This is a genomic window from Butyricimonas faecihominis (genome assembly GCF_033096445.1).
GTDB lineage: Bacteria > Bacteroidota > Bacteroidia > Bacteroidales > Marinifilaceae > Butyricimonas > Butyricimonas faecihominis.
The window spans coordinates 3040648-3060606 of sequence record NZ_AP028155.1 but is presented as its reverse complement, the minus strand read 5'-3'; the positions used below and the strand labels follow the sequence as shown (position 1 = coordinate 3060606).

The window sequence follows — 19959 nt, the reverse complement described above, 5'->3', positions numbered from 1 at the left end:
GTGTCCTCCCCCTTGAAAAGGGGGAGTTAGAGGGGGTTAATCTAAAATCAAAAATCATTAAATCTAAAATTGAAATGGGTTTTTGGACGGATATATATTATGTTTTTAAACGAGAGTTTTATGCGGTGTTCCGGGATCATGCCGTGTTGACTTTTTTCGTGGCGTTGATGTTGGGGTACCCGGTGGTCTACACGTTTATTTATAGTAATGAGGTGGCGAGGGAAGTGCCTGTGGCGGTGGTGGATCATTCGAAGTCAGCGTTAAGTCGGGAGTTTATCCGGAATTGGGATGCCACGGCGAGTGTGGATGTGGTGGCCCGTTGTGAGGATATGGAGGCGGCGAGGTTATTGATGTATAAAAAAGATATTTACGGGATTCTTGAGATCCCCTCTGATTTTAGTAAGAACGTGGCCCGGGGGGAACAGGCTCACGTGTCTCTTTATTGTGATATGGGGGCTTTGCTGAATTACAAGGCTTTGTTGACGGCTGGGACTGACGTTTCCTTGGCTATGGGGAAGGATATACAGGTGCAGGGGATGGAGTACGCCACGGTGATCACGGAACAGATTGCGTCTTCTCCAGTACAGATTCAGGACGTGAAGTTGTTTAATCCACAGGGAGGTTTCACTTCTTTTTTGATCCCGGCGGTGTTGATTTTGGTGGTGCAGCAGTCGTTATTGTTGGGAGTGGGAACGATTACAGGGACAGAGCGGGATCGACGTCGGAAAGGATTGTTGTTACCTACGAATAAGCATTTTCGTCATCCGGCACGGGTAGTTTTAGGGAAGGCTTTTGCTTATTTGCCTATTTATTTCGTGATGAGTTATTGGGTATTTTTCATCGTACCTCGTTTGTTCGGGATGACCCAAGTGGGGGAACGGGGGGAGCTGATGTTGTTTTTGTTCCCGTTCTTGCTGGCGTGTACCTTTTTTGCTATTGCCATGTCGTTTTTTAGTCGTGAACGGGAGATGCCTTTCTTGATATTCGTGTTCACGTCTGTTCCGTTGATGTTTATTTCCGGAATTTCTTGGCCGAAGTCAGCAATACCGGAATATTGGGTGTGGTTTGGAAAGTTGTTTCCTTCCTCGTTCGGGATTGACGGTTTCGTGAAAATTAATAATACAGGTGCCACGTTGTCAGAGGTGTTACCTGAATTTTGGGGGTTGTGTATATTGATGGTGTTTTATTTTATTGTGGCATGTTTGTTGTATAAAAGAGAGTGTAAAAAGTTAAAAATTAACATGGTTTAGTGATAAAATTGGAAAATGATGAAAGGTGTTGTATTTTCTTTGCTTGGGTTGATTTTATTGATGTGTGCCTGTGGAAGTTCTAAAACAAAGCAGGAATGCGGTAAGGCTACGGTGCAGGCCGATACGGTGAAAAGTTACCAAGGGGAATTGTCGATTATTTATCCGGGAAAGATCAAGGCGGCTTCAGAGGTAAAGCTGTCATTTCGGGTGGCTGGACCTATTCGGGCTGTGTTGCCGGAAGTGGGGGCTTTCGTGAAGAAGGGGGAGTTGATTGCCGAGATTGATCCGAGGGATTACGAGATTCAACTTTCTGCGACAGAGGCGGAATACAATCAAGTGAAGGAGGAAGCCGGAAGGGTCATCGAATTATATAACCGGGGGAGCGTTCCGGTAAATGATTACGATAAGGCCGTGGCCGGGGTCAAGCAAATTACGGCAAAGTATAATGCCCATAAGAATGCCTTGGCTGATACTCGTCTGACGGCACCTTTCGACGGGTATATTCAGAAAAAATATTATGATTCTCACGAGACGGTGGCCGCCGGTTACCCCGTGGTGTCTATGATTAATAGTAATTATTTTGACGTGGATATCGATATTCCGTCCAGTGATTTTGTACGACAAGATTTGTTCAAGGCGTTTTCTTGTACAATTGATGTGTTTCCGGGACAAGTTTTCCCTTTGGAGTTGATTGAAATTACTCGGAAGGCGAACTTGAATCAGTTGTACCGGATGCGTCTGCGTCTGAAACCCGTGCCGGGAGTGGATATTGCGGCAGGGATGAGCGTGAACGTGACGATCGAGTATAACCCGAACGAAGAGGCGTTGACGGTGGTGCCGTTATCCGCGATGTTCGAAGAAAACGGGGAATCTGCCGTGTGGGTATATAACCCGGAAACTCAACGAGTGACCAAGCGTGTTATCCAGTTGAAAAAGTTACTGAAAACAGGTGAGTTGATCGTTTCCGGAGGGTTGGCTGCCGGGGAGATCGTTGTGTCTGCCGGTGTGCATAGCTTGAAGGAGGGAATGTCAGTAGAATTATTGAAACCAGTTTCTAAAACAAATGTAGGGGGACTGTTGTAATGATCAATTTAGCGGATTATGCATTAAATAATAGGGCGCTGGTAAAGTTTTTTATTGCAGTGCTGGTGATTGGAGGTATTTTTGCCTTTAATTCGATGAGCAAGTTGGAAGACCCGGAAATCAAGGTAAAACAGGCGATGGTGGTTACGGTGTATCCCGGAGCTTCTGCTCATCAGGTGGAGTTGGAAGTAACGGATGTATTGGAGAAGTCGATTCGTTCAATGGGGGCAATCGGTAGTATTGAATCCAAGTCCATGGCGGATATGTCATTGATCACGGTAGAATTGGAGAGTACGGTGAGCCCGGACGAATTGGAGCAGAAATGGGATATCTTGCGTCGGAAGGTGACGAATGCACAGGCCCAAATGCCGGATGGAGTGCGCCCTTCCGTGGTGATGGATGATTTCGGGGACGTGTATGGAATGTTTTATGCCATAACGACAGACGGGGTGGGAGACGAGCAGTTGCTGGATTATGCCCAGTTGGTGAAACGGGAGTTGCAGGATATTGAGGGGGTGCGTCGAGTTGAAATTTACGGAAATCGGACCCCATGTATCAATATCGAGATGATGCAGGATAAGATGGCGAATTTGGGGGTTCATCCGATGGAGGTGTTGTCCACGTTGAACAGTCAGAATAAAACCGTGTATCCCGGTTATTTCAATAGCGGGGATCAGCGTTTGCGGGTGGCTATTAATGATAGTTACAGGTCGATAGATGATATTAAGAATTTAATTATACAGGGACACGAGGATGATCAGTTGCGTTTGCGAGACATTGCGTCTATTACGGAAGGGTATGAAGATCCGGCCCGTAACGGAATGAAGTATGATGGCAAGCAGGCTTTCGGGTTGGCGATTTCCATGGAAAAAGGTGGGAATATTATAACCTTGGGAGAGAAGGTAGACCAAGAGTTACAGCAGTTGAAAGAATCCCGGATTCCAGTGGGAGTGGATTTTCAGAAAGTATTTTTTCAGCCGGATCGAGTAAGGGAAGCCATTAATGTTTTCATGGTTAATCTGGTAGAATCGGTAGTGATCGTGATTCTTGTGCTGATGCTTACCATGGGATTCCGGAGCGGGGTGATTATCGGAACCGGACTGGTGATTATCGTACTGGGCTCATTCGTGGTGCTTTATCTTTTTGACGGGACCTTGCAACGGGTTTCACTGGGTTCGTTGATTGTTGCCATGGGGATGCTGGTGGATAATGCGATCGTGATTGTTGATGGGATACTGGTTGATTTGGAGCGGGGCGTGAAACGTCCAGCTGCGCTGACAAATATAGCGAAAAAGACGGCCATGCCTTTATTGGGGGCTACATTGATTGCTATCTTGGCGTTTTTCCCGATCTTTATTTCCCCGGATACGACGGGCGAGTACGTGCGGGATTTGTTTATCGTGCTGGCGGTATCCCTGTTGTTGAGTTGGGTGTTGGCGTTGACGCATATCCCGATTCACGCGGATCACTCGTTGAAAGTGAAGCCGAAGAAGGCGAATGAGAATTTGTATGATAGTAAGATATACCGGTTGTTCCGGCAGTTCCTTTCTTTTATGTTGTGGCATAAGTCCATGGCAATCGGGGTGGTCGTGGTTTTATTGGCGATTACCGCATTTTTGTACCGGTATATCCCACAGGGTTTCTTCCCGGATTTGAGTTACACGCAGTTGTATATTGAATTTAAGATGCCGGAAGGTACGCGGGTGGAACGGGTAGAATCGGATTTGGCAAGTATAGAGGATTATTTGTTGAGCCGCCCGGAGGTGACTCATGTGACGACGAGTGTCGGCGGGACGCCTGCCCGTTATAATCTGGTGCGTTCTATTGCGGAACCCACGATGAGTTACGGGGAGTTGATCGTGGATTACACGACCCCGGAAGAGTTGAAAGCGTCGATGACCGAGATTCAGGATTACCTGACAGCTCATTACCCGGATGCTTACGTGCGGATGAAACGTTATAATCTGATGTACAAGAAGTACCCGATCGAGTTGATGTTCACGGGTCCGGATCCAGCCGTGTTGAGAGAGTTGACTGCAAAGGCGGAACAGATTATGCGTGACGAACCTGCAATTACTTTGGTGACGAATGACTGGGAGCCGATGACTCCCACGTTGATGGTGGATTACTACCAGCCGATTGCCCGTTCCGTGGGACTTTCCCGTTCGGATGTCGGTTTGTCGATGCTTGCCGCCACGGATGGAATGCCCGTGGGATCTTTCTACGAGGGAGTTCATGCAAAGCCTTTGTACATGAAGAGCGTGAATAGTGAGGGGGAGAAGGTGGAAGCACTTGATAATATTCCCGTTTGGAGTGTGCTGCCTTCGACGGCGGCTTTGAACGAGGAGTCGTTGAAGGGGTTGTTGATGGGAACGATGTCCGGGGAGGATTTGCTGGCTCAAAGTATAGGTTCTATCCCGTTGAATCAAGCCACGAAAGGTATTTCCTTGAAATGGGAAGATCCTGTTGTGCGACGTTATAACGGGCAGCGGGCTATGCGGGCCCAGTGTAATAATGCTTTGGGATACACGGCGGAGAGTGCCCGTTCGCTGATCACGGAGAAGGTGGATACGATTACTTTGCCCGAAGGATATGCTAAACAGTGGTTGGGAGAGCATAAGGCGAGCGGGGAGTCCATGAAATATTTGTTCGGGAATATTCCGTTAGCGGTTATTCTGATGATTGCTATACTGATCATGTTGTTCAAGGATTTCCGCAAGCCGATTATTATTTTCTGTTGTTTACCTTTGGCTGCAATCGGGATCGTGCTGGGTATGTTGATCAGTGGTAAAGAGTTTGGTTTCGTGGCGATTGTCGGTGCATTGGGGTTGGTCGGGATGATGATTAAGAACGGAGTGGTACTACTGGATGAGATCGGGTTACAGATTGCTTCCGGGAAAGATCAGACACAGGCTCTGCTGGATTCTTCTTCTTCTCGTTTCCGTCCGGTGATGATGGCGTCATTGACAACGATATTGGGGATGATTCCGTTGCTGGGTGACGATATGTTTGGCTCGATGGCCGTTACGATTATGGGAGGCTTGTTGGTAGGTACGGTGATCACGTTGGTGTTTATTCCCGTGTTGTACGCGATATTCTTTAAAGAGAAGAAAAGTGATAGTATAAGTTAGAAGATTATTATGAAAGGTCTGTTGATAATATTATTGGTTTTAGGTATTTCTCCGGTAAAAGCGCAGGTTTCTTTGAACTTGGAAAAATGTCGGGAAATGGCTTTAGAAAGTAGCAAGAAGATGTCGATTGCCACGAAACAGGGGGAGAAGGCGGAATTTGAGCGAAAGGCTTATCGTGCGAATTTTTTGCCCAAGCTTTCGGCTACCGGGTTGTATGCTTATATGCAGAAAAAGAGTTCGTTCACGATTGATGGGGGGTATTTACCGACGTTCGTGCCGGATGCAAACGGGGAGTTGGTTTACAATCTTTATATTGACCCGGCGACGAAACTTCCGGTGATGGGAAAGGATGGTTTGCCTCTTTCGGCGCAATATGCTTTTATGCCTGATATTGAGTTGGAGTTAGGGTTACGAGGGGTTTATTCGGCGGGAGCGATGCTAGAACAACCGATTTATATGGGTGGAAAGATTCGTTCAGCCTATCGTATGGCCACGATCGGAAAGGAAATGTCCGAATTGAATAAGCAGTATACCCGTGCGGAGGTGATTACCGAGGCGGACGAGGCTTATTGGCAATACTTGCGTGTCGTGGAGCTGGTGACTTCTGCCCAGAAGTATAAGGCGGTAGTTAATGAGTTAGTGCGGAATTTGACGGATGCTTACGAAACAGGGATGGCTTCCCGAAATGATTTGCTGAAGGCACAGGTAAAGTTGAACGAGGCCGAGTTGATGTTGCAAAAGGCGGAGAACGGGAAGGCTTTGGCAGGGATGAATCTTTGCCGGGTAATCGGGATTGATCTTTATTCGACGATACAGGTGAGTGATTCTTTGTATGATGAGGTGACTCCGGGCGTGTTGAATGCCGGGGAGGGATTACAACAGCGTCCCGAATATAATTTGTTGGAGAAGGATGTGGAATTGAAGGAGAAACAGGTGGCGTTGACCCGTTCTGATTTTTTGCCGGAGGTGGGAGTTTCTGCCTCTTATGGATTTTCGGGGGGAATATCCCTGAACGGGCAGACGGAGGATGTGGCGTCTTTCACGGCTATGGCATCCGTGAAGATTCCGATTTATCACTGGGGTGAGGGCCGGGGAAAGATTAAAGCGATGAAAGCTGAGCAGGAGATGAGTCGATTGAAGAAAGAGGAGATGTCACAAATGATGCTTTTGGAGATTGCACGGGCTCGCTATAATATTGAGGATTGTCACACAAGGGTTATGCTGACCCGTAAATCGTTGAGCCAAGCAGAAGAAAATCTAGGGGTGAGCAAGAATCAGTACGAGGTGGGAATGGAGACGATCACGAACTACATGGAGGCTCAGGCGCAATGGCAAAAGGCGTGGAGTGACTGGATTGACGCAAAGGCGGAATTACGGTTGAGCGAGACGAGGTACTTGAAGGCGACGGGACGGCTATAATTAATAAGGCTTGCCCCAAAAGCAAGCCTTATTAATTATAAGATAAAAGTTAAAAGCTAAAAACTATAAGTTGGGATATGTGTTTGAATTATTTTTTGCAAATAGCGGGAATAATTTTAACTTTACCGTGTCACGTAAAAGGAGTAGTATCGTGCCTGATATAAAAGAAACAACGATAATTCGTCTATTAGAGGCCGGAGATGAGAGATGTATGAAGATGATGTTTGATACTTATTATCAAGCATTGTGTATGTATGTCATGCGTTATTTGATTTCGGTGGAAGATGCGGAAGATATTGTTCAGACGGTGTTTATATCCTTGTGGAATAATAAGCGGGGACAGGTTTTTACAGGATCTTTGAGGTCTTATTTGTTTGGGGCGGTAAGTAAGGCCTCCTTGCAGTTTATGCGGGATAGGGAAAGGATGTATTTCGTGGAGATAGAGTTGCATATTGATGATTTTTTGGAAGAAATGTCTCGTGATCGTGAAGTGGAATTAGAGAAGATGAAAGAATATCTATATGTAGCCATTGAGGATTTACCCGCTAATCCGAAGAAGGTTCTTACCGCGATTGTTTTTAATAATACACCTTATAAGGTGGTTGCCGAGGAGATGGGAATTTCGGTGAACACGGTGAAAACCTATTACGCTAGGGCGCTTCAATCGTTGCGTAAATCTCTTGATGGTAAGACATTTTGTTTTCTTTTCCTCTCGTTCTTTTCTTCTGAAAAATAAATTTTAATTTTTCTTCTTGATTTGTGTCACCCATTTTTAAATTTTGGGAATATGTATAAAAATTATGACACATGGAAGATAAGTCGATATTTGAATTAATTGCAGAATATAGTGCCGGGACGATTTCTCCTGCGGATGCCGAATTACTTCGTGAGAGATTGGAGAGCGATGCGGAGGCTATGCGTTTGTTCCGGGAGATTCGGGAGACGGAGAAGGTGTTGAAATCCGTGCAGGTGCAAGAAAAAATTGACCTTCAGAAGTCGTGGCAACGTCTTGACAGTTCTTTGGCTGGGCTACCTCGAAAAGGACGGAGGCTGTTCTTGACAGTGGGCTCGGTGGTTGCTGCTTCCGTGGCGTTATTGCTGATGTTTGTTTTTCCGTTTACCCGACAAGTGGAACAGCCGGGGACGTTGGTATCACAGGTGGGAATTACTCCCGGAGGAGTAAAGGCTATTTTACAGAGTGAGGATGGAAAGATGATAGATTTAACTTCTTCCACGTCCTCTCATATTGTGACGTCGGATGGTTTGGTGTTAGTGAACGATTCTTTGAAGGGATTAAGGTTTGATCAGAGTAAGTTGGAGAATCAACCGATGAAATATCATACGCTTGCGGTGCCTGTTGGCGGAGAGTATCATTTCACGTTAGCGGATGGAACCCGGGTGTGGGTAAATTCTGCCTCTGAGGTGCGTTTCCCGAATTGTTTCTCCGGGAAAAAAAGAGAAATCTATGTCAAAGGAGAGGTCTATTTGGAGGTGGCTCGTGATGAAAAGCATCCATTTGTGGTACATGCCGGAGAAAATGAGGTACGTGTGTTGGGAACGAGATTTAACCTGACTGCTTATCCGGATGAACAGGAGGTGATTACCACATTGGTCGAAGGAAGTGTTGAGTTTTGGAATGATCAATCAAGTATTCGTTTGAAACCCGGGGAACAGTCCGTGCTGGATCGGGAGACGAATAATCTTGAGAAACAGAAGGTTGACGTGTCTATTTATACTTCTTGGGTTTCCGGTACGTATGAGTATGAACGGATGCCGTTGTCGGATATTACCCGGCAATTATCTCGTTGGTACGACGTACAGTTTGTTTACGAGACCACGGAATTCAGTAATCACCCGTTCACGGGAGTCGTGAAACGTGATCAGTCGTTGGAAGAAGTGTTGTCGATTATTGAGAAAACGACAAATATTAAGTTTAAAATATCAGGGCGAACAATTATTATAAAACGAGCGGAAGATGCAGCGAACATCTCCCGCTCAAGTAATTAATTTCATTGCTTTTTAGCGAAACAATTAAAGTACAATTTTATGAAAAAAAATCGATTAAAAAAACTGCATTTCTTGAAAATAGCAGTTTTGCGACATGGAATTAACAAGAACGTGTTGCTGTTGGGGGTGTTTATGCTGTTTGGTTTGTGGAATTTTGCCTCGGCCCAGACCAAAAGCGTAACATTGGACGTGAAGGATATGCCTTTGCGTGAAGTTTTTAAATTAGTCAAGACACAAACTGGGGCAAATTTTATTTACAGCGAGATCGAGATTCAGAAAGCTTCTAACGTGACGCTCAAGTTCGAGAATTTACCGTTAAAAACAGCTTTGGAAAGAATTTTTAAAGATCAACCTTACACGTTTGAGATTCAAGGTGACATTGTGGTGGTGAAACCTGCTACACAGAAAAAAGTGGTTCAAGAAGAGAAAAAGAAACGTTCGATCAAAGGTCAGGTGCTTGACGAAAATGGTCAACCCATTCCGGGAGCCAATATTTGGCTCAAGGGGACGACGACAGGAGTTCCTTCTGATGTGAATGGGAATTATTCGTTGACTTTTGATGAAAAATATAATGTAATTGTTGTTTCTTTTGTTGGGTATAAATCGGTGGAGAAGGTGATAGGGGATCAGGACGTGATTAATTTTAAGCTTGTTCCGGATGACGAAACAATTGAGGAAGTGGTGGTGACGGGCTATCAAACGATTTCTAAAGAACGGTCTACTGGGGCTTTTGCAAAAGTGTCTTCACAGGTGTTGGAAATGCGACGAATGGATAATCTTTCGTCAGTGCTGGAAGGTCAGATTGCTGGATATTCAGATGGTATTATTCGAGGTGTATCGACCATGAATGCTCAAAAAACTCCGCTTTATGTGATTGATGGTTTCCCCGTGGAAAATACTTCTATTGATGCTAGTGGAAGTGTGACAGAAAATGCTCCAGTGTTAAATATGGAAGATATTGAGAGTATAACTGTATTGAAGGATGCTTCGGCTGCTTCTATTTATGGAGCTCGTGCGGCAAACGGAGTAATTGTTATTACCACGAAAAAGGCCAAACAGGGGAAAACACAAATTCAATTGTCTGGAGTTTTGACAGTGCGTCCTTATTCTTATTACACGGGAAATTTGACGAATTCAGCAGATATTATTGAATTAGAAAAACAGTGGGCTGCCGAAAATCCGGAATTAAATAATGGGATTGATCGAGCGCTAGCAGAGGCGATGAATCGTCGTAATAATTATGCATCTCCCAGTGCGGGAATTAATATATTGCTTGATCTCTATACGAATAAAATTACTCAATCCGAAGCGGATGCTAAACTGTCTGAATTAGCGTCAAGAGGTTACAGCTATTACAAGGATGTAGAAAAGTATGCTAAACGTAATCCATTTTATCAACAATATAACTTAAGTGTGGGTAAAGCAACCGATCGTAATAATTTTATGCTCTCGGCCAGTTATCGCAATAATAAAGAGGAAGATAAATATGCAAAGAGTGATCAGATCGGTTTAAATATTCAAAATTCAATGCAGGTTGTTTCATGGTTGAAGGCTGATGTAGGAGTTTATGTTAATTTTAAAAATGCCACGACGCAGACGTATGATTTATTGAATTCTTACGGGGCCGGTTTTACTGCGAGTCCTTACGATCGTTTGAAGGATGATGATGGGAACTGGATCACGATGCCTTCCCAGTATAAAAAAACGGTACGGGATAATATTGAAAATTACGGGCTGTATGACGTGGATATAACTCCATTGGCAGAGTTAGATAAGCGATTGACAAAGACGAAAGAGTTTATGAGCAGGCTGTTTGCAAAGTTAGAAGTGAAGATTTTGCCATGGTTAACTTATAACACGATGTTCCAATATGAATATGGGGTGAATCGAGTAAAACGTTTGGAAGAAATGGATTCCTATGCGACGCGTGTAATGATTAATAAGTTTGCTACTTACACGGATGGGAATGTGGTTTATAATCTTCCGGCTGGGGATATATTTTATACCCAGAATCATTTTTCCAATGCTTATAATTTCCGTCAACAGTTAAATGTTGATAAAGTGGTTAATGGTGTACATGGTATTACTTGGATTCTTGGTCAAGAAATACGTAATACAAAATTGGAATATAGTAATCTAACCCGTTACGGGTATGACAATGACCTTTTGATGGCTCAATATATTGATGAACCTTTATTAACTCAAGGTTTTTCCGGGCTGATGAATACTTGGGCGTCGTTATCGGCTCCTAGTGCCCAGAGGGAGATGGTGAATCGGTTCGTGTCTTTTTATTCGAATGGAGCTTATTCTTACGATAATCGTTACACGCTTTCAGGAAGTATCCGATGGGATCGTTCCAACTTGTGGGGAACGAATTCGAAGTATCAGAATAAACCGCTTTGGTCGGTCGGGGTTAACTGGAATATTAACCGGGAAGATTTTTTTAATTGCTCTTGGGTAGATATGTTGAAATTGCGAGCTTCTTATGGAATCGGGGGAAATATCGCTAAAAATGCAGCTCCTTATTTAACTGCAAATTATTATACAAGTGCTCTCGTGGGCGGTTTGTACGGGAATATTTCTTCTCCACCTAATCCGAATCTTCGGTGGGAAAAGACGACAACCGTGAATGTTGGTGTGGATTTTTCCATGTTCACGAATCGTTTGGTCGGGTCGTTCGAAGTGTATAACAAAAAGAGTGTGGATTTGCTGGCAAATCAAATGGGAGTACCCACGGAAGGATTTGGTTATTCAACGCTTACATTTAATAATGGGGCGATGCGTAACCGGGGATTTGAGCTAACTCTTCAGGGGGATCTGTTTAGAGAATCTGCGTTTAAATGGAACATGGGATTCCTTTTAGGCTATAATAAGAATAAGGTTACGAAAATCAACGTGGAGGCTCCCGTGTATTTTCTGCAGCTGGATTATCCGGAGGCATATCCTGTGGAAGGAAACTCTTATAATGGAATTTATGCTTATAAGTGGGCTGGTTTGAGTGAGACGGGAGAGCCACAGATTTATGATAAAGATGGTAATATTACTACTACTGATTACACGGATCTAGAAGCAATTCATTATGTTGGAACGACTGTTCCCGAGTATAGCGGTTCGTTCACGAATGTGTTTAATTATAAAGATTTTGAGTTGTCAATTCAGATGCTTTATGCTGGCGGGCATAAGATCCGGAATACGAATATTCCTAAAATCAATATGGGAGATCCATACAGTAACGGGATCATTGACATGACCAGCAAAGATATTCGTAAGCGCTGGAAACAGGCTGGAGATGAAAAGATCACGGATGTACCTTGTTTGCTTTTCTATACGTCACCTGATTTTAATTACGATAGAGAGTCCATTTATAAGGGGGCAGATATTCACGTGTGGGATGCATCGCATATTAAGATTAGTAATATTTCTCTTACTTATAAGATTCCCAATGAATGGGTGAAGAAAATAGGTTTTGGCGGGGCGAGGGTACAGTTTAATATTGAGAATTTGGCAACAATAGCATTTGATCGTAAAGCGGGTTATTTATTAGGGAGTAAGGATAAACCGAATTACGTCTGCGGGCTTTATTTGAATTTTTAATCTTAAAAATGGAAATACGATGAAAAAGCAAATACAATATATAGCGGGAATTATAATTCTTGCGATCGGAATGTTTTTTTCTTCTTGTGATGATTTTTTGAATATTCTGCCGAAAGGAGAAAAGATCCCGACAACGTTAACCGATTTTGATGCGTTTATTCGTAACGAGTCGAATCATTTGAATGATATAACACAAGCAATTAATCTTTTAAATGATTCCTATGTAAAGCCTAGTGCATTGGGGTTCGTGTCTCTGGAGTCTATTAATTATAATTGGATGGAGGATGAGGATCGTATTGCGCAAAATAATTCGGATGAAGGGGCATATTATTATGCGTATACCGCCATCTCGAATTGGAATTTGATTATTAATAGTGTTCCTGATGCTACTGAATGTACCAAGACAGAGAAACAGGAGTTAATTGCGCAGGCGAAAGTATTGCGGGCAATGAATTATTTTTACCTGACGAATTATTATGCTGATGCTTATAATGCTTCTTCGGCCTCTTCAAAATTATCTGTGCCTTTGATAGAATCTGCCGATATGGGAGCTTCTTCCATTCAAGTTACGATTGAAAAAATGTATGAGTTTATATTGAAAGATTTAACGGATGCCTTACCGGCCCTTCCCAAGGAAGGAAAAACGATCCTGCATCCGAATAAAGGATGTGGGTATGCGATGTTGGCACGGGTGTATCTTACAATGGAGAATTATGACGAGGCTTTAGTGAATGCGGAAGAGGCGTTGAAGTGTAATGACAAACTTTTTGATTGGAGAGATTATTATAAGGAAAATAAAGATCAGATTGAGAAACCGGATGATTGGTCTAATAGCTACCCTGCGATTTCCCTGACGAATCCTGAAAACTATATTTTCCGTTATGGGACTAATTCACAGAAGAATGGAGGACAGTCGGCGTTGACCGGTGCATTGACAACTGCTCGGGCTGCTTTGTTTGAGGCCGGGGATGCTCGTTTCGCATCTAAATGGAAAGCGAAGTATGAAGCTCCGGACGATATTTTTTATGGCATTCGTAATGATAAGTTCAATGGGGGTGGTTTGTCCACGCCTGAGATGTATTATATCAAGGCAGAATGTTTAGCTCGTAAGGGTGGTCAAGATAACCTAGACGATGCCATGGAGACGTTAAATGCGGTACGGGAGACTCGTATTTTTAAAGATTATTATACCCCGCTTTCTGCTACTTCTGTTGAGGAGGCCGTGAAATACATTATTCAAGAGAAGGCTAATGAATACGTGCAGACTGGAATTCCTTTCTGGGATGCCCGGCGTTTGAACCAAGACAGTAAATATGCCCGGACGTTAACAAAGGAGTTTAACGGGAAAATGCTCTCGCTTTCTCCAACATCACACTTGTGGACAATGCCATTCCCGCAGGGAGCAACGAGTAATCCCGGTAATGGAACTTTGCAACAGAATGTGAAACGATAATTAAATTGTTGATTTTATAAAAGTAATTGAAATGAGAAAGTCTTTTTTAGTTTTGTTGGTTGGAATGATATTAATTGTGGGTGCTTGTACTCCTAAAGATTCGTTTACTATTCAAGGAAAAATTACCGGCTTGTCGGACGGGACCATTATGGAGTTGGTTCCAGGGGCAACTCATAAACAAGAAAAGCCTGTGGCTGAAGCAATCATGACAAAGGGAGGTTTTTCTTTCACGGGGAATGTGGAAACCCCTCGTTTGTATTATGTTATGGTTCAAGGTATGAATGGTGTAATTCCTGTAGTTGTAGAGAATGGATTACAGGTTTGCATACATGGAAAAGCTGAAAAGCGGGATTATAATGGTCAAATGTTTGTAGAATTTTCAGATATAAAGGTTACTGGTTCACCGGTGCATGACGAATTCCTTCAGAAAATAGATTTTAGAACAAAATTGGATCAATTGTACGAAGATAAGGAGAAAAAACATGCGGATATTAATCGTAAAATAGGGGAAGCGCGAGGAAATAAGGAGCAAGTTCTTTTAGATTCACTTTCTCGTACAGAGGCTTATGCTCAGATGGAAAAAGATGAAGCTGCTTTTTTTGAAAAGGCTGAGGCGGAAATAACAAAAGCCGTTTTGGATAATAAGGATTCGTGGTGGGGACCATTTTTGATGTTGAATTTAATGAATTGGTTTGAGGAAGATCAAAAAGAGTGGTTTGAGGCTTTTTCCCCAGAAGTGCAAAAAAGTTATTACGGGCAAATCGTTTATAAAGAATTGTTCCCGGAAACTCTTGAAGGTAAGAATGCTCCGAGTTTCACAGTAACTGATTCTGGAGGGAAAAAGGTTACGTTACAAGAGCTACAAAAAAATAAGAAATACATACTTGTCGATTTTTGGGCATCATGGTGTGCACCTTGTCGGAAGGAAATTCCTAATTTGAAGGCGCTATATGACCGGTTTGCTGCTAAGGGATTGGGGATAATTAGTATATCTATAGATAAGGATCAAAAAGCGTGGGAAAAAGCGTTATCCGAAGAGCAACTCCCGTGGCCGAATTTCTTGGATGATTCAGGTATTTCTGATGCTTATGGAGTGAAAACGATTCCCGCAATCTTTTTGTTAGATGCAAATGGAAAAGTTTTGTCGATTAAGTTGAGAGGTGAAACTTTGCAAAAAAAGTTAGAAGAACTTTTTCAATAGATTATCTTTCGTGTTGTTTTCGAGGAGATACAAGGGAGAGTCGTCCAGTTGGACGGCTCTCTTGAGTTATATGTTTTTTTATTTGAAAACATATTTGAATGAATTTTGCGATTATCTCTTATTATTAGTACTATTGCATAATAATATGTGGGGCGAATAGTATGTAAATTTTTTAATATTCCAATATCATGGACATTCATAACTTAAAAACCGTTGCTTGTTATAATTCGAGATTGTTGTTGAGAAGTTGGATGTTCCGGCTGTTTTTGTTATTACTTTTTCTGATTGTTATACTTTATCAGGTCTTGGCGCAGACCAATATTTTTTATGGGGTAAATAGTGGATTGGTGACGTTGTCATCTTATCTTCCTCATGAAAATGCTTATCTGTTCACGATCTTACAAATTGTGCCCTTGATCTTTTTGGCAGGGTCTTTTCTTGGGAAAGAGAGGAAAATGGATTCGATGGATACGGTTTACTATCGGCCGGAGAGTAATGCGGACTACGTGGTGGGGATGATGTTGGGATTCACGAAGACTTTTATGACGATGGCGGGGATTTCTCTTGTTATCGGGATGTTGCTGCATATTTTTGCGAGTGAGTCTCCTTTTAATTTCTGGCTTTATCCTTTTTACTGGCTCACGATAATTTTTCCGGCTTTGGTATTTGCCTTGGGTTTCTCTTTCTTCATTCATACATGGGTTCGTCACCGGGGACTTGGTATATTGATTCTTTTGGTGGTATTTGGGGTGTTTCTGTTTCAGTTGGGTAAGGTGCGGGAAGGGCTTTTTGATCCCTTCGGGTTGTCTTTACCGAATGCTTTTTCTGAAGTGACGGGACATCCGGGAATGGCCCTTTATCTTATGCAGCGGGTTTGCTGGTTATTCGTGGGGATGGGGTTTGCTGGATTGGCCGTGTTGATGTTTCAACGCTTGCCGAATCGTCCGGTGAACCGAAAGCGGGTGATGATCGTGGCGATCGGTTGTTTGGTGCTGGGAGGTCTATTCGGGGGAGTTGTCTATATGGCACGGGAGAACGTGGAGAGTGTTCGGGAACTTTATGCCGAAACTTATAATAAATATCAAAAATTCCCGAAAGGAAACGTGGTTTCGAATACCTTGGAGGTGGAGCAAAAGGGAAATGTGCTGTCTGGGAAGAGTACCCTTCTTGTCAAAAATCAGGGGGATCAGGAATTATCGGAAATTATTCTTTACCTGAACCCGGCCTTGGTCGTGTCCGCGATACAAGAAGGTGAGACTGACGTGTCGTTTGAACGGGAGAATCAAGTGATTCGGGTTGCTCGGAAATTGTTACCCGGTGAGGAGGTGGAATTAACCGTGGAGTATCGTGGCGGGATTGATGAGCGGGTGTGTTATTTGGACGTGGATTTTGATAAATTATTTCAATTGCAACCCATTCCCGGGCATAGTTCTACCGCGGGAAAGCGGTTTGCTTTTGTCGGGGATGATTTCACGGTGCTTACCCCGGAATGTCTTTGGTATCCGGTAGCCCAGCCGTTGGTGAATCCGGCATCCCCGTATGATGCTTTGCCCGATTTTACTTCCTACTCCTTACAAGTGGCATCAACAGATGGGCGAACGGTTATTGCTCCCGGAAAGCGGGAGACGAAAGAAGGGCGTGTCTGTTTTACGGGAGATGTTCCTTTGCCCGGGATGGGGCTTTGTATCGGGAATTTTGAAAAGCATGATCTTGTAGTCGATTCTACATTATATGAACTTTATCTTTTTGCGGGGCATGGTAAGCTTTTGCGGGGATTCGAGGAAATTCGTGATTCCATTCCAGCCATCATTCGTGATGCCCGTTATAACGTGGAGGAACAGATGGGGATCACGTATCCTTATTCTCAATTGACTTTGGTGGAGACTCCGGTTTCTTTTTCCGGCTTTGCCCGTCCTAATAAAGGGGGAAGTGAAATGGCCCAGCCCGGTATGTTATTTCTGCCGGAACGGGGGATCGGGATGTGGAATGATTATAAGGCGGAGGTCGCTTTTAGAAAGCGAATGATGCCCGAGATGTCGTCTTTTTATAGTTCTACGGAGGATATGCTCAGTAGTGATCTGACTAGATCGTTATCTTCGATGTTTTTGAATGAGTATCGTTATAACGTGAATCAGGCGAAAGTGTTGTTGTACTCGGTTGTTTCGCCTTCTCTTTTGTGGCGTAATGGGGTTGCCAGTACTAGTGTAGGTAATTTGTACACGATTAGTCCCATGTTTTATGAACAGACTATGGCATTACATTCTGCCGAATATCCGGCAATTAACTCCATACTAACAGATGCGTTGAAGAAATCGAACACGTTTTTTATCTCTTATTCTGAGTTGGATCAAGAGGAACGATTTGTCGGACGTAGTGTGGGTGATCTTTTCCGTGATCGGTTGGATAATCCTTACGAGGTAGCGACTCTGTTACACGAGAGAACTTTGGAACTATTGCGTTTGTTAAGTGTGAGGAATATTCCCATGGAGCAGATTACAGCGTTTTTAGCGACGTTTATTCGGGAAAATCGTTTCCGGCAAGTTGAATTTGATGAGATGAACCGGGAGTTTATTGAAAAGTTTGGGGTTGATTGGATGGACGTTTTGCCCGCGTGGTACGAGAATCGTAAGATACCCGTTTTCTTTGTAAGAGATTTTAAAGTGGAAAATGTTACATCTCAGGAGGACGGAGAAGGTAGTCTTTCCGGTTTCGCTTTCTCGGGAGGTTTTACGATTCGTGATCAAGCAAATAGACGTTCTCGAGTGTCGGTGAATGTCTTTAATGATAGTGATGTTGATGGAGTTGTTTCTTTCGAGGCTCGGGACATGACATTTTCGGGGATGAATTCTCGTCGGCAGGGTCGAGAGGGGGAGAAAGTGGTTACCCGGAATTTTTTGGTTAAGGCAGGCACCGGCATGCAGATTGCCGTGGTACTGAAAGGTATGACATCAACATTTAATACAAATATTTCAAGTAATCTTCCAACAAAGTTTTTCATTCAGGGACTGACGAATATTTCAAAAACGACGGACACGACCGAGTACGTGAAAGATCTGGATCGTTCTTATTTCATGCCGGCCCCCGGGGAGATTATCGTGGATAACGAGGATGAGAATTTTAAATTGATCTCGCCTTCTTCTCGGAAACGGCTACGAAATCTGATTTCTCCTTTGAGTGAGTCGAGGTATGAGATGGGGTCAAATCTCATGATAAGGGAAGGGGTTGAAGTTGTTCCGAGGCACATGATTAGTTCCGAGGCATACGGGTTGAATAAGCTTACTCATGCTTTCATGTTACAGGGGAGTAAAGCGAAGATGGAATGGACTGCCCGGGTTGAACGTGAGGGCGAGTACGAGATTCTGGCGTATATTCCCCCGAAGGTTTTTGTCCATCGGATGGAAGAGCAGGAGAAAGGTGGCCGGGGAAGTGGAATCTTTACTGTTTCGGCTTTTTCTGTTACAGAATCAGAACCGGAAGAGGTAAAGCAATATTATATTGTGGATGTCGGTGGGGAAAAGCAGGAGGTTTCTGTTGATATTAAAGAGCATGTGGGATGGGTTTCTCTGGGGCTATTCCAGTTGCCTGTCGGTGAATGTAAAATCGTGTTGACGGATCAGGGAAACAAGGATCAGGTCCTTCTTGGTGATGCGATCAAGTGGGTCTATAGGGGGGATAAATGATTTTATAGAAACTTTAACACGACCTTTTGAGTATATATACTCGATTTAAAAGTTTATATATATGAATAAGACAGTGTTTTCGGTATTGAAGTGGGCTTCTGTTTCGGGAGTTTTGCTTGTTGCGATGTCTTGTCGGAGGGCTACTCCGGGTTTGGAGATTTCGCAATTGGTGAAGACGGCAGAGGTGCAGAAGTATGATGGGGAGTGTAGTACGACCTATCCCGGGAAGATCAAGGCGGCTTCAGATGTGCAGTTGGCGTTCCGGGTGGCGGGACCTATTCTACGTTTCAACGCTGAAGTGGGGGAGTTCGTGAAGAAAGGGGAAGTGTTGGCGGAGATTGATCCGAGGGATTACAGATTGCAGTACGAGGCGACTAAAGCGGAGTACACGCAGGTAACGGAGGAATCGGATCGGGTGATCGAGTTGTATCACCGGAAAAGTGTTCCCGTGAATGATTACGACAAGGCCGTGGCGGCAAAGCAGCGGATTGCCTCTTTGTATCACGCGAATCTGAATGCGTTGAACGATACGAAGTTGAAGGCTCCTTTCGACGGGTATGTCCAGAAAAAGTTTTTTGACGCTCACGAGATTGTGAATATCGGGACTCCCGTGTTGTCGATGATTAATAATGATTACTACGAGGTAAATATTGATATTCCGTCCAGTGATTTTATTCGCCGGGAGAGCTTTAGGGAGTTCTATTGCGAGGCGGATGTCTTTCCGGGTGTAAAAATTCCCTTGGAATTACTGGATATAACACAACAAGCAAATTATAATCAACTTTTCCGGGTGCGTTTCCGGATGAAACCGGATGAGAAATTGAATCTGGCGGCAGGCATGAGTGTCAGCGTGACCATTCGTTTCGAGCCGGGTCAGGAGGGGCTATCTATTATCCCAATCTCTTCCTTGTTTCAAAAAGAGGATCAATCATACGTGTGGGTGTATGATACCACCCAAACAACCGTGAGGATGAATCCCGTGAAAGTTGTCGAACTGGATAAAGACGGGCAAGTCATCGTGGAATCGGATCTGGCCTCGGGTACAAGGATTGTTTCTGCCGGGGTGAACGGTTTGAAGGAAGGGCAAAAAGTCCGGTTGCTACCCCCCGTGTCCTCTTCCAACGTTGGAAAATTGTTATAG

Annotated in this window: 11 protein-coding genes; all 11 read left to right on the top strand. The window is 43.7% G+C overall.

What is annotated here, in order from left to right; genetic code table 11:
* The first annotated feature begins 74 nt into the window (after window positions 1-74).
* The 11 genes from R8806_RS12665 (at window position 75) to R8806_RS12615 (ending at window position 19959) form a co-directional block, all read left to right on the top strand.
* Window positions 75-1250, top strand: a complete 1176-nt coding sequence (locus R8806_RS12665; RefSeq protein ID WP_124317468.1) for an ABC transporter permease — start codon at window positions 75-77, stop codon at window positions 1248-1250.
* 15 nt (window positions 1251-1265) lie between these two features.
* Window positions 1266-2333, top strand: coding sequence for an efflux RND transporter periplasmic adaptor subunit (locus tag R8806_RS12660; protein ID WP_124317464.1), 1068 nt, complete (start codon window positions 1266-1268; stop codon window positions 2331-2333).
* Window positions 2334-2335: 2 nt separating this feature from the next.
* Window positions 2336-5464: an efflux RND transporter permease subunit gene (locus R8806_RS12655; protein ID WP_124317467.1), complete on the top strand. Its 3129-nt coding sequence runs from the start codon at window positions 2336-2338 to the stop codon at window positions 5462-5464.
* Between the two features lie 9 nt (window positions 5465-5473).
* A complete protein-coding gene (locus R8806_RS12650) occupies window positions 5474-6883 on the top strand; it encodes a TolC family protein (protein ID WP_151412067.1) in 1410 nt (469 codons plus the stop codon).
* A gap of 79 nt (window positions 6884-6962) precedes the next feature.
* Window positions 6963-7619, top strand: a complete 657-nt coding sequence (locus R8806_RS12645) for an RNA polymerase sigma factor (protein WP_229782999.1) — start codon at window positions 6963-6965, stop codon at window positions 7617-7619.
* Between the two features lie 71 nt (window positions 7620-7690).
* Complete coding sequence (locus R8806_RS12640; protein ID WP_151412068.1) at window positions 7691-8890, top strand: FecR family protein; 1200 nt, start codon at window positions 7691-7693, stop codon at window positions 8888-8890.
* A 39-nt stretch (window positions 8891-8929) separates the two neighbouring features.
* Entirely contained in the window at window positions 8930-12484 is a 3555-nt protein-coding gene (locus tag R8806_RS12635) for a SusC/RagA family TonB-linked outer membrane protein (RefSeq protein ID WP_124317765.1), read from the top strand.
* Between the two features lie 19 nt (window positions 12485-12503).
* Window positions 12504-13937 (top strand): RagB/SusD family nutrient uptake outer membrane protein, encoded by a 1434-nt coding sequence (locus tag R8806_RS12630; protein WP_124317764.1) that lies wholly within the window; start codon window positions 12504-12506, stop codon window positions 13935-13937.
* 31 nt (window positions 13938-13968) lie between these two features.
* The gene (locus R8806_RS12625; protein WP_124317763.1) at window positions 13969-15138 is read left to right on the top strand and encodes a TlpA disulfide reductase family protein; all 1170 of its coding nucleotides are present in this window, start codon (window positions 13969-13971) and stop codon (window positions 15136-15138) included.
* 188 nt (window positions 15139-15326) lie between these two features.
* On the top strand, window positions 15327-18818 hold the full coding sequence (locus R8806_RS12620; RefSeq protein ID WP_124318175.1) for an ABC transporter permease/M1 family aminopeptidase: 3492 nt from the start codon (window positions 15327-15329) through the stop codon (window positions 18816-18818).
* Window positions 18819-18879: 61 nt separating this feature from the next.
* Window positions 18880-19959 carry an efflux RND transporter periplasmic adaptor subunit gene (locus R8806_RS12615; RefSeq protein WP_151412069.1) on the top strand — a complete coding sequence of 360 codons (1080 nt, stop codon included), beginning with the start codon at window positions 18880-18882 and terminating at the stop codon, window positions 19957-19959.

Bases quoted from the DNA above. Each gene is read 5' to 3' on its own strand.
- R8806_RS12625 (WP_124317763.1), top strand. From the start codon at position 13,969: ATGAGAAAGTCTTTTTTAGTTTTGTTGGTTGGAATGATATTAATTGTG.
- R8806_RS12650 (WP_151412067.1), top strand. From the start codon at position 5,474: ATGAAAGGTCTGTTGATAATATTATTGGTTTTAGGTATTTCTCCGGTA.
- R8806_RS12640 (WP_151412068.1), top strand. From the start codon at position 7,691: ATGGAAGATAAGTCGATATTTGAATTAATTGCAGAATATAGTGCCGGG.
- R8806_RS12660 (WP_124317464.1), top strand. From the start codon at position 1,266: ATGATGAAAGGTGTTGTATTTTCTTTGCTTGGGTTGATTTTATTGATG.
- R8806_RS12630 (WP_124317764.1), top strand. From the start codon at position 12,504: ATGAAAAAGCAAATACAATATATAGCGGGAATTATAATTCTTGCGATC.
- R8806_RS12620 (WP_124318175.1), top strand. From the start codon at position 15,327: ATGGACATTCATAACTTAAAAACCGTTGCTTGTTATAATTCGAGATTG.
- R8806_RS12615 (WP_151412069.1), top strand. From the start codon at position 18,880: ATGAATAAGACAGTGTTTTCGGTATTGAAGTGGGCTTCTGTTTCGGGA.
- R8806_RS12635 (WP_124317765.1), top strand. From the start codon at position 8,930: ATGAAAAAAAATCGATTAAAAAAACTGCATTTCTTGAAAATAGCAGTT.
- R8806_RS12665 (WP_124317468.1), top strand. From the start codon at position 75: ATGGGTTTTTGGACGGATATATATTATGTTTTTAAACGAGAGTTTTAT.